This window comes from Streptomyces sp. NPDC001153 (assembly GCF_053598315.1).
Map to the genome: position 1 here is coordinate 1 of NZ_JBSFJZ010000100.1, position 9,313 is coordinate 9,313.

General features: G+C 68.5%; 14 protein-coding genes and 1 pseudogene. 5 read left to right on the forward strand and 10 right to left on the reverse strand.

Annotated features, from left to right (window positions below; translation table 11 throughout):
* Positions 1 to 81 (reverse strand): DUF6317 family protein (locus ACWDEN_RS47280; protein WP_450863609.1); only part of this gene is annotated, 81 nt, incomplete at its 3' end.
* Complete coding sequence (locus ACWDEN_RS47285) at positions 81 to 329, reverse strand: SAV_915 family protein (RefSeq protein ID WP_450864266.1); 249 nt, start codon at positions 327 to 329, stop codon at positions 81 to 83. The genes ACWDEN_RS47280 and ACWDEN_RS47285, both read right to left, overlap by 1 nt.
* Positions 330 to 1,047: 718 nt before the next feature.
* Here ACWDEN_RS47285 and ACWDEN_RS47290 point away from each other — a divergent pair.
* Entirely contained in the window at positions 1,048 to 1,632 is a 585-nt protein-coding gene (locus tag ACWDEN_RS47290; RefSeq protein ID WP_450864268.1) for a DUF6417 family protein, read from the forward strand.
* Positions 1,633 to 1,811: 179 nt separating this feature from the next.
* Here ACWDEN_RS47290 and ACWDEN_RS47295 read toward each other — a convergent pair whose 3' ends face one another.
* Both ACWDEN_RS47295 and ACWDEN_RS47300 read right to left on the reverse strand, forming a co-directional pair.
* The gene (locus ACWDEN_RS47295; protein ID WP_450864270.1) at positions 1,812 to 2,711 is read right to left on the reverse strand and encodes a phosphotransferase; all 900 of its coding nucleotides are present in this window, start codon (positions 2,709 to 2,711) and stop codon (positions 1,812 to 1,814) included.
* Positions 2,712 to 2,813: 102 nt separating this feature from the next.
* A pseudogene (locus ACWDEN_RS47300) lies at positions 2,814 to 3,025 on the reverse strand (hypothetical protein); the annotation flags it as partial.
* A gap of 279 nt (positions 3,026 to 3,304) precedes the next feature.
* Between ACWDEN_RS47300 and ACWDEN_RS47305 the strand changes: the two are divergent.
* Positions 3,305 to 3,823: a hypothetical protein gene (locus tag ACWDEN_RS47305; RefSeq protein WP_450864272.1), complete on the forward strand. Its 519-nt coding sequence runs from the start codon at positions 3,305 to 3,307 to the stop codon at positions 3,821 to 3,823.
* Between the two features lie 276 nt (positions 3,824 to 4,099).
* Here the strand turns inward: ACWDEN_RS47305 and ACWDEN_RS47310 are convergent, their stop codons facing one another.
* The 6 genes from ACWDEN_RS47310 to ACWDEN_RS47335 form a co-directional block, all read right to left on the reverse strand.
* Positions 4,100 to 4,906 carry an IS5 family transposase gene (locus ACWDEN_RS47310; RefSeq protein WP_450864273.1) on the reverse strand — a complete coding sequence of 269 codons (807 nt, stop codon included), beginning with the start codon at positions 4,904 to 4,906 and terminating at the stop codon, positions 4,100 to 4,102.
* Between the two features lie 205 nt (positions 4,907 to 5,111).
* Positions 5,112 to 5,621, reverse strand: coding sequence for a F0F1 ATP synthase subunit B family protein (locus ACWDEN_RS47315; protein WP_450864275.1), 510 nt, complete (start codon positions 5,619 to 5,621; stop codon positions 5,112 to 5,114).
* A 337-nt stretch (positions 5,622 to 5,958) separates the two neighbouring features.
* Positions 5,959 to 6,228, reverse strand: coding sequence for a hypothetical protein (locus tag ACWDEN_RS47320; protein ID WP_450864277.1), 270 nt, complete (start codon positions 6,226 to 6,228; stop codon positions 5,959 to 5,961).
* Between the two features lie 175 nt (positions 6,229 to 6,403).
* Positions 6,404 to 6,823, reverse strand: coding sequence for a hypothetical protein (locus ACWDEN_RS47325; protein ID WP_450864279.1), 420 nt, complete (start codon positions 6,821 to 6,823; stop codon positions 6,404 to 6,406).
* A gap of 107 nt (positions 6,824 to 6,930) precedes the next feature.
* A complete protein-coding gene (locus ACWDEN_RS47330; protein WP_450864281.1) occupies positions 6,931 to 7,278 on the reverse strand; it encodes a hypothetical protein in 348 nt (115 codons plus the stop codon).
* The gene (locus ACWDEN_RS47335) at positions 7,275 to 7,424 is read right to left on the reverse strand and encodes a hypothetical protein (RefSeq protein ID WP_450864283.1); all 150 of its coding nucleotides are present in this window, start codon (positions 7,422 to 7,424) and stop codon (positions 7,275 to 7,277) included. The genes ACWDEN_RS47330 and ACWDEN_RS47335 overlap by 4 nt, the downstream gene beginning before the upstream one ends.
* A 284-nt stretch (positions 7,425 to 7,708) precedes the next feature.
* On the opposite strand from ACWDEN_RS47335, the gene ACWDEN_RS47340 reads away from it, so the two are divergent.
* The 3 genes from ACWDEN_RS47340 to ACWDEN_RS47350 all read left to right on the forward strand — a co-directional run.
* Entirely contained in the window at positions 7,709 to 7,969 is a 261-nt protein-coding gene (locus ACWDEN_RS47340; protein ID WP_450864285.1) for a hypothetical protein, read from the forward strand.
* A complete protein-coding gene (locus ACWDEN_RS47345) occupies positions 7,941 to 8,468 on the forward strand; it encodes a DUF6879 family protein (RefSeq protein WP_450864287.1) in 528 nt (175 codons plus the stop codon). The genes ACWDEN_RS47340 and ACWDEN_RS47345 overlap by 29 nt, the downstream gene beginning before the upstream one ends.
* Before the next feature lie 23 nt (positions 8,469 to 8,491).
* On the forward strand, positions 8,492 to 9,313 hold an 822-nt coding region (locus ACWDEN_RS47350; RefSeq protein ID WP_450864289.1), incomplete at its 3' end, for a helix-turn-helix domain-containing protein.

Sequence of the window (9,313 nt, forward strand, 5' to 3'; positions counted from 1 at the left end):
GCGCCAGTCGGTGGCCTGGTCGTGAAACGTCTTCGCCATCGTGGTGAGGTCGTCCAGGATCACCTTGAAGCCGGCCGACATCAGCGGACCTCCTGTACATAGGCGGCCAGGTCATCCGGCTGCCAGTTGGGGTGTCCCGGGACGATCCGCGGGTCGAGGAGGACATCGACGCCCTGTTCGCGGACACCCTCGGAGAGTGGGCCGATCGACGTAGCGACCCACGGCTGCGACTCCCCGAGCGCCTCCACCAGCTTCTCCAGCGTGGTGAAAGCGACGGCCACGGTGCCGTGCGAGGGGCGACTGAAGAGTTCGTAGACGATGAACGGCACACGGGCCAGGCTGCCCCCGGCGCCCGTCGTCACAACAGACCTCGGATGGGCCGGGACGAACACTGGCGTGTGATAGGCCGGGACGCCCGGCTTCGGTCCCGGACGCTCGTCTCCATCCCGCCGCCTGAGCGGCGCCTCCTCAACGAAGTCCAGCAGACGCGAACGCTGCGGCTCGGGTGCCGGTTCCGAAGGAGCGGCCGGATCTGGTTCGACGTAGTCGAACAGGCGTGAACGTATCGGCGCCCCCACCGCTGTCACCTCTCCCCCGTGGATCCCCGTGAATGATGGAGCCCGAACACAGTAGCCAGCTGACGTTGGGGCAAATCCTCCTATGTCAGGTCGCTAATCAGGGCGTACACGGAACCCATACGACGGCTTGGGCGCACGCCTATCAACCCTTGACCTGTTGATGAACCAGTGCGGCATGGTCAGGCGGGGTGGCCGATGGGTGGCCGACAAGACCTGTTGGGGCTTGAGTGTCGATGCTGGCTGGCAGGCGGCGCTCGCTGAAGTCCTCAGCAGCTGCCCGGACGTGCCTGTCACCGTGACTCGGGCCCGCTGATCTCCGGCCCGCACCCTGGCCCCTCCTCCCCGCGCCGGGCGCCGGGGACGCGACGTCAACGCGGGCGATCTTTCCGGGATTCGACCCCGAACCTGCCGGACGGGCTCCTACTGTCGGCTCGTCAGCGTCCAGTCAGTCGGAGCGGGGGAGCGCGGTATGCCCAGCAGGAAGACCTTCCTCGAGGCGCTGCTGGCTTTGCGCGACCACGAGGAGGTGGCCGAGCACGGCTGGGTGCTGCTGGGCATGCTGCGCCCCGACCATCACAAGGCGGTGGAGAGTGCGGCCCGGGAGGGTCTGGTCGAGCTGGCCGACCGTGAGACGCGCGCGGAGTTGTCCGTGTATGAGGGCGGGCCCGTTGTGTGGGCGGCCCGGCTGACGGGGCACGGCCGGGATGCGCTGGTGTACACCGAGGACGCCCTCGACCGTCGGCCCCTCGGGCTGGCCCACGGCGAGCGACTGGTCGAGCTGCGCCGCTCGGAGATGGACGCAGTGCGCCTGTACGTGTACCTCGATGCCCGGCTCTGCGTACCGCCGGCCGACGGCCTGGAGGAGAAGGTGCGCACCGCGCGTCAGCTCGGCAACCGGTGGGTTGTGTACCTGAACGAGGAGCAGGTCGCGTCGGTGGCCTACGCCTTCTACCTGCGCTCGGTGGGCGGCTCCGGCGCCGAGGCCAATCGGTTCGCCAGGGCGTACGGCGTCGCCTTCCGCACGGACGGGGCAACGGGAAACGTGCGGCTGTAGTGGTCTCGTCGTCGGCGCAGTCGATAGCGGTGACGCGCGGACGGCCGCTCCGCAGCGTGGATCGGCGCCCGTGCATCGTGTTGACGAAACGTTTGACGCCCGCTGACCCGCAACCTCACGCAGTTGCCACGGCCCCACCAGAGGCCGTGGCATCTCCGCGTTGGTCGACGATGCCGGCGTCAAAGGCCCTTCAGGACGCGCTCAAGCGCCGACCGGCCTGCGGGCCCCCAGTTAGGCTTGCCGCCGGGCAGGCCGCGGTCCCCGTTCTGGCCCATCAGCATCAGGAACAGGCTCTTCATTGCGGCTAGCCCGCGCGCCCGTCGGACCGCCGCCTCGTCCGCCTGCGCATAGCTGTCGAAGAATCGCGAGGCGCCGCCCGCGGGGAGCAGCAGCCAGGCGGCGGCAAGGTCCCAGGCCGGGTCGCCGGCGAAGACATCGCCGAAGTCGATGACGCCGGCCAGTGTCCCCTCCGCGACGACGACGTTCGCGGGATGCAGGTCGCCGTGAACCCATACTCGCGGGCCCTCCCAGCCGGCAGCCGCGGCCGCGTCGTCCCACACGGCCCGGATGTCGTCCTCGGCGAAGTGGCCGAGGTCCACGGCCCGCAGGAAGTGCTCGAAGCCCTCCGCGCACTCCTTGGGGTGACCGCCGCGGTCCGAGGCGTCCGGTGCTTCGGCGGGCGCCTCCGCATGCAGTGCCTTGAGGAAGGCGGCCAGGGTGTCGGCCGCATGGTCGCTGCGGGTGATCGAGCCGTGGTCCAGCGGCGTGCCCTCAACCCAGGTCATGACGGTCCAGATCTTGGGGAAGCGCTCGGACGGCGCACCGTCCCGCACGGGGACCGGGATTGGCAGCGGCAGGCGCGAGGCCAGGGTCGGAAGCCACCGGCGCTCCTTGAGCTGCAGATCCGGGTTGGTGTCCACCCGCTGCATCCGGACCGCCAACGCGTCCCCGAGGCGCCACATCTGGTTGCCCCAGCCGCCCGGCACCTCGCGGATGGGCAGCGCGGCCAAGTCGGGATGCTGGTCCCGCAGCAGGTCGCGAACCAGATCCTCGCTGATCTCAATCTCGGATTCGATCATGCGGAGTCACAGTACTTGGCGCATAGCCACCGCGCGCCCCGTGTCGGTGGTGAGCTTGGTGCGTCGGCTCTCGGTGTTCGATGGAAGCCTGCTGCTGCCGTGTCATCGGCTGGCGCCTGCGGGCCATAGCACTCGCACCGGGACGCCGGTCCGTTCGGCGTACGCCACCACGTCCGCGGTGCCTCCGTATCCCCGCGCCGGATTCCCGTCCCACACGGCGATCAGCTCGTCCACCAGGCCGACGAGGATCTCGGATCCGGCCTGATGGGCTTGGGAGTCGATGCGGTGATGCCGGTGTGGTGGACGTCGGCCGCGCTCGGCCGCGAGCACGGCGTCACCTTCCGCTCGGCCGGCAGATCGTCGGCCTGCGGCCGATCCCGCCCGTGGTGAGGAAGGCTCTGCCGTCTTTCGAGTCACCGGTTGGGCAGAGCTCACAACGGCAATCCCTGGGAGAGGCACGGTACTTCGAGGAACTGCGCAGGCCATTTTTTTGTTCACTCCGAGGGATCTACTCGCATAGACCGAGTGGTGGTGTCATGCCGTCAGCCGCCCGGCGCCCCACCGTCCGGGCCGACTCTGCGGGAGAACCCCATATGCGTCGCTTCACCGCCACCATCAGTGCCCTGGCCCTCGGGGCCGCAGGAATGATTGCCGCCTCGGCCGGCACCGCCCAGGCTTCGGCCTGTTCCCACGCGTACCTGCCGCTGCCCGATTCCTCGTGCACGCCCGGCGCCTACAACCCGGACGTCAGCCAGTCGGACATCCACAGCACCATCTGTGTGTCCGGCTGGACCGCCACCGTCCGCCCCCCCCCGACGTGCTACACCGACCCCCTCAAGGCCCAGGGCATCATCGACTACGGCTACTCCGACACCAACATGGCCGACTACGAGGAAGACCACCTCGTCCCCCTCGAACTCGGCGGCGCGCCGCGCGATCCCGGCAACCTGTGGCCCGAGCCCTACTCCGGCTCCCAGACCGCGCACTCCAAAGACGGAGTGGAGACGAAGCTGAAGAACGCCGTCTGCGCCGGCACCATCACCCTGTCCTCTGCCTGCAGCGCCATCAAGAGCAACTGGACCACGGCCCTGCAGGTCACCGGAATCGGCTGATCCTGGCAACTGCCAGGATGTCCAGGCCGCACGGGCTGGATGTCCCGGCACGGGCGTCCGGAGGACCGCCCCCGCGCAGCGCCTGTCTGATGGGTCGTGGTGCGGGTGATGAGTCGACCTCGCGGGCCCTCGGTGTTGATCTGTGCCGCTGTTTCTGGTCCTCGCCGTCACGGCCACTCACGACGATTCGTTCGACATGCTTCCGGGGTACTCGGAGGTGTCCTTCGCGTTCGTAGTACTGGCGGCGGCGAGATTGGCTGTGTCACTGAACCTCTTTCATCCTGAAGAGTCGCAGGTCAGTAGCACGTGGATGGCTTGGACGGTGCGGCTGACGCGGCGGGTGGAGGAGCGTGCTCTGCGCATGATGCGCCAGGACTTGAGTCGGGCGAAGGCGCGTTCACCGGGGGCTCGGAGTCGAGCGTGGTCGCGGTTGAACTGCTGGTAGCGCTCGGGCTGTTCGCTGTGGTGGTAGTACGGGGTGTGGAAGGTGGCGCCGGTGCCCTGGTAGGCGCGGTCTGCCAGCACAAGGATCTGTCGGGTCAGGCAGGCCTGGACGATGCCGTGGGCGCGGGCCGAGGTCAGGTCATGTGTGCGGCCGGGTGTTGCGCGGGAGAACCACAGGGGTGTGCCGTCCGGGCGGGCGATGACCTGCACGTTCATGCCGTGCTTCTTGTGTTTCTGCGAGTAGTACGGCTGATCGGCGTGGACGCGGTCGGTGGGGATCAGTGTGCCGTCAACGATGACGTGGTCGCCCTCACCGAGGCCGGTGAGGGCTTCGTGGAGGCCTGGGGCCCAGGAAGCCAGCACCTCCAGGGCCTCGTCCACGTAGCGCCAGGCGGTGGCCTGCGATATCGCGAACTCGGCGCCGAGCTGGGCGAACGTCTCGTTCTTGCGCAGGTGGACCAGCGTGAGCAGTGCCTGGTCGAAGCAGCCGAGCTTCCGCCAGCGGGTGTTGCGTGCGCGGCGGTGCTCGTACAGGAGCCAGGCAACATGCTCGACGAGCTCATGCGGGACGTCGAGCGTGGCAGGATACGGAACCAACAGGGCCCCTTCGGTCGCCGGTGTGCTGAGTGGAATCACCACGCCAACGACGAGGGGCCCTGCCTCGTCACGACACCCGCTGACCAGCCCATTTCACCCTCCAGCACAGGATGAAAGAGGTTCACTGGCCCTCAGTTACAAAGCCATCTGACCGGACATGCAAGAGGCGGGGTCCAGATCCCGAAGGATCTGAGCCCCGCCTCAGAAGTTGGTTGAGAGCAAGAAGAACGCTCCCGCGGCCAGAGGGTCAAGCCTTTGAAGCCGTCTTCGCGTCGACCTCGGCGAAGAACCCGTCGGCCACCTCCCGGGCGCGCGGCAGATCAGCCAGCGGCTCGCCCACCATGCGGCCGGCCAGCTCAGTAGCCAGCCCGAAAACATCCTCGCGGAGCTCTGCCTCGGCCAGGATGCGGTCGGCGTCCAGCTGCACCTTCGCCTCGGCGATCAACTTTTCACGCACCTGCTGTCCCTCGGCGCGCAGCGCGGCGATGAGCGCGGCACCTTCCTCTGTCGCCGCCTGACGGGTCTGTGCAGCCTCGTGCCGGGCGGCGCTCAGCTCAGCCTGGTATTCAGCGTAGATACGCGCGGCCTCCGCGCGAGCCTCCTCCGACTGCTCAAGACGACCCTCGATCGCGTCGTCACGCGCTGCCAGAGTCTTCTCAAGGCGGGGAAGCAGGACTTTCGCCATAATAGCCCATACCGGCACGAAACAAATCAGTGCAACTATTAGGTCGAGGATTTTCGGTTCAAGAGGCCCCATGTTCACAATCGTATCAGCGCCTCTCAGGGACACGGCATCCACCGGCGGGATCCATCCCTCGCCAAAGAGCCTGTATGGCAAGGAAGTTGATCGACCCCATGAGTTGGTGCCTGATAGCCGCATCCTTGCTGACGGGTTGGCGTAATCCGCTCGTCGCGATCACGGGCAATTCTGGCCCATCGGCTGTTCGCGGGGATCTCCCGGCGTCATCTGGCTCGCCTGGTGAAGGAGTTGGCTCAGGACCTGGCCCGCATCGACGAAGGCGTCCGAAAGCTCCGTGCCAACGGCGGCCACTGCGGTGACGCCTACGGCGGCAATCCGCTGCACTGGTGATCAACTAGGCGCAGGGGGACGCGAACCGCAACGCGGTGTGCCCGCGTACCGCACCGCCGGAAAGTTCGGCGGAGCGTTCGTATTCGATGGTGAGGACGTCCTGTACGGGCCGGCGCCTGGCGCGCAGCTGGCGCCGCCACGACCGGGTGTAGGTCGCCAGGCCTTGCAGGCGGGCGGTGAGTTCCTCGGAGGTCGAGTGGCGACCCGTGGCCGCGGCCCAGGCGGTGAGACCTCCCGGGGTGACGGTCCGGCGGCCGGTCTCCAGCTTGGACACCCGGTGGCGCAGGCGATCGCGTACGGCTGCTGGAGGCCGCGCAGGGGAGGCAGCCGCTCGCCCGGCTACAGGCGTCCGGACAGGATCTGTCGCCGAAGGTCCGCGGTGGTCCGCTGGTACGGAGACGTCAGGGCCAGGTGCTCCGGCGGCGGCGCTGCGTCGCCGCCCGCCGTGTTCACCGGCTGCCCCTGGCGGTGGTGTCGCGGCGGGGCCGGTTCGGCTGGCGGCCGATCTGCGTGGCGACCTGCCTGATCTCTGCCTCGCCGTAGGCGGTGCGTATCCCGGAAGGGCTGTACCCGGCGTGGCGGGCGAGTTCCTCCAGTCCGTAGGGGCGGCTGCCGTGGAACTCCCTTCCCCAGGCCAGCAGTTGCCGGATCCGGGCGTCTACGGCCTCCTTCTGTGCCCTCAGGTCGTCGAGCGCCAGCAGCAGCGGGTCCGTCTGGAACTCCTGACCCGCGGCCTCCAGGCCGAGAGCGTCGTTCTTGCGCTGCTCCTCGACCTGTTCGCAGGCACCGGCGTAGCAGTCCTCGGGGGTGACGGTGCCCGGTTTGGGCATGGGGTGACGCAGGGCGACCAGTTCTTCAATCGGATGCATGATACGATTGTCGTGGAAGTTTGCGATTATCGCAATAGCTTGACGTGTTCTCAGAACGCATGCACGCGACCGACCCGCGCGCCTGGGTCGAGCGCTGCGCGCGTAGATCATCGACGTAGCTCCAAGGCGAGGGCGTGCAGGGCGCGGCGGGTCTCGCAGAGTGTGGCGTCGTCTGTGCACTGCTCGCACCGGCCGGCGTGGTCGTTGCGCGCGGCCAGCACGGCACGGCGCGTGCAAGTCCGGCAGGCGCGCGGGAACCAGTGGCCGCCGTCGGTCTTACGCTCGCCGAGGTCAATGGCCGTCGCAGTGGACAACGGCTCGCCGCCCCATACGCACTCGGCGCCGCGCGCCCGGGCGTCCGGCAGGACTTCCAGCGGCGGCAGCAGGATGAGCGGCAGGAGATCAGCGGGGATGTCGACCAGCGTGGGGGCCTGATCAGTCGTCGTGCTACTCATGACCAGCGCACGGCTTTCCAGGCCTGTCGCAGCGGCTCGCCCTCGGCGCAGGGGTTGGTGCCATCCGCGCAGGCGGGACAGTCGCTGTAGTGGAGGATGAGCGCCTTGTAGGCCGCGTACGACGGTTTCGTCTCGAAGGCGTTCATGACCTCGGCAAGCCCTTCGCGGCCTGTCTGCGCTGGTCGCTCCCCGGTAGGCGCGCAGGCTGTACGGTGCATGGTGTCGACGCTCCTCGCAGTGTCGGCCACGCCCCGGGAGGCTCCGCCGCCTCGCCGGGGTTGATTGTGCCCTACGACGCTAGGAGCGTGGACAGCCGGGCGGCCAGGAATGTGCATCGATGTGCACGCGACCCGTTAGCGCTCTTGACCTGCTGAGCCACCCCCACGACGGTGGTGTACATCCCTGAACACGACGAGCAGCGGAGGCGACCGTGGACCTACAGTTCATCGGGATCGACCCCAACACGGGTGACGGCGAAAGCCCCACCGTGTGGGTCGACCAGGAAGCGAACGAACTCGTACTGCAGGGCTGGAAGCCGGGCCCCGAACTCGAAGCCACATGCGCAGCGTTCGAGGTTCCCGGCCACGCGATGGGCATCCCGGACCACGAGGCCGTGATCCGTATCCCCGCCCGCATGGTGCCGGTGATCAGGGAGGCGTGCGATGCCGTCGAACGTGCCGACGTTTCCTGAACTCCTCGGCGCGGCAACCCAGTCAGCCGTCCACCTGGAGATGCGCGACAGCTACGCCGTCGACTACGAGAAAGGCCCGTTCGCCCAGTGGCGGGCCGGCCACCGGCACGACGCCGGGGATCGCGCCTCATGGTGGCGCCCGTGGCTCGACCTCATCCAGGAAACCGTAGGTCGCGGTGTCGCCGTGCGCCGGGCCCGCATCGTCTCCGAGCCGGTCAGTGAGTACACCCGCTTCCTGTACGACGGCACCTTCACCAACGTTGCCGCGGGCGAGCAGGTGCGCTGGCTGCCCCGTAGGCAGGCCTCGGACATCGCGCTGCCCGGCAACGACTTCTGGCTCATCGACGGCCGCCTGATCCGGTGGAACCACTTCACCGGCGACGGCGCCTCCGCGGGCGGGGAGATCAGCGAGGACCCGGCCGCAGTGAAGCTGTGCGCCGACGCCTTCGAAGCGGTGTGGGCGCGCGCGATCCCGCACGACCAGTACACGATCAGCTAGCACGGAAGGCGCACGGCCAGCTCATGTCCATCTCCCCGTCCTCGTCGGCGCAGGCCGCCCGCGAAGCCGTCGCGCAGCGCCTGAAGGAACTCCGTGCCGACGCCGGGATCACCGGGGCCGAGCTGGCCGCTCGCTGCGGCTGGTCGCACCCCAAGACGTACCGGATCGAAGGCGCCCGCACGCCGCCGTCCGCCGAAGACGTCCGCCGCTGGTGCGAGGCGTGCGAAGCCAGCGACCAGGCGGACGACATCATCGCCCAGTCCCGTACCGCAGAGTCGATGTACGTGGAATGGCGGCGCAAGGTCCGCACCGGGCTGAAGCAGCTGCAGAACAGCTACGTGCCGCTGTTCAAGGCGACGAAGCTGTTCCGCGTCTACTCGCCGACGATGGTGCCCGGCCTGCTGCAGACCGAGGGCTACGCGCGCGGCCTGATGACGGCGATCAGCCGCTTCCGGGACATCCCTGACGACGTCGCGGACGCGGTGGCCGCACGGCTGGAACGCTCCCGGATCATCCACGAACCCGGGCACCGGTTCGCCATGGTCATCGAAGAGCCGGTCCTCTACTACCAGCTGGGGAACCCGGACGCGATGGCCGCGCAGCTCGGCTACCTACTGACCGCTGGCGCGCTGCCGCAGGTGTCGCTGGGCATCATCCCCAGCGCGACCACCAGGCGTCCCATGTGGCCGCAGGAGCTGTTCCACGTGTACGACGAAACGCTCGTGTCGGTCGAGCTGCTGGCGGCCCGTCTGCAGGTGACCCAGCCGTCGGAGATCGCCCAGTATGTGAACGCGTTCGAGCAGCTGCGCGCCCTGGCCGTATACGGGGCCGACGCGCGCGCCCTG

What these genes read in the sequence shown, in the direction of transcription:
- ACWDEN_RS47290 (WP_450864268.1), top strand. Translation starts at nt 1,048, where the DNA reads ATGCCCAGCAGGAAGACCTTCCTCGAGGCGCTGCTGGCTTTGCGCGAC.
- ACWDEN_RS47295 (WP_450864270.1), bottom strand. Translation starts at nt 2,711, where the DNA reads ATGATCGAATCCGAGATTGAGATCAGCGAGGATCTGGTTCGCGACCTG.
- ACWDEN_RS47305 (WP_450864272.1), top strand. Translation starts at nt 3,305, where the DNA reads ATGCGTCGCTTCACCGCCACCATCAGTGCCCTGGCCCTCGGGGCCGCA.
- ACWDEN_RS47315 (WP_450864275.1), bottom strand. Translation starts at nt 5,621, where the DNA reads ATGGGGCCTCTTGAACCGAAAATCCTCGACCTAATAGTTGCACTGATT.
- ACWDEN_RS47325 (WP_450864279.1), bottom strand. Translation starts at nt 6,823, where the DNA reads ATGCATCCGATTGAAGAACTGGTCGCCCTGCGTCACCCCATGCCCAAA.
- ACWDEN_RS47330 (WP_450864281.1), bottom strand. Translation starts at nt 7,278, where the DNA reads ATGAGTAGCACGACGACTGATCAGGCCCCCACGCTGGTCGACATCCCC.
- ACWDEN_RS47335 (WP_450864283.1), bottom strand. Translation starts at nt 7,424, where the DNA reads ATGAACGCCTTCGAGACGAAACCGTCGTACGCGGCCTACAAGGCGCTC.
- ACWDEN_RS47345 (WP_450864287.1), top strand. Translation starts at nt 7,941, where the DNA reads ATGCCGTCGAACGTGCCGACGTTTCCTGAACTCCTCGGCGCGGCAACC.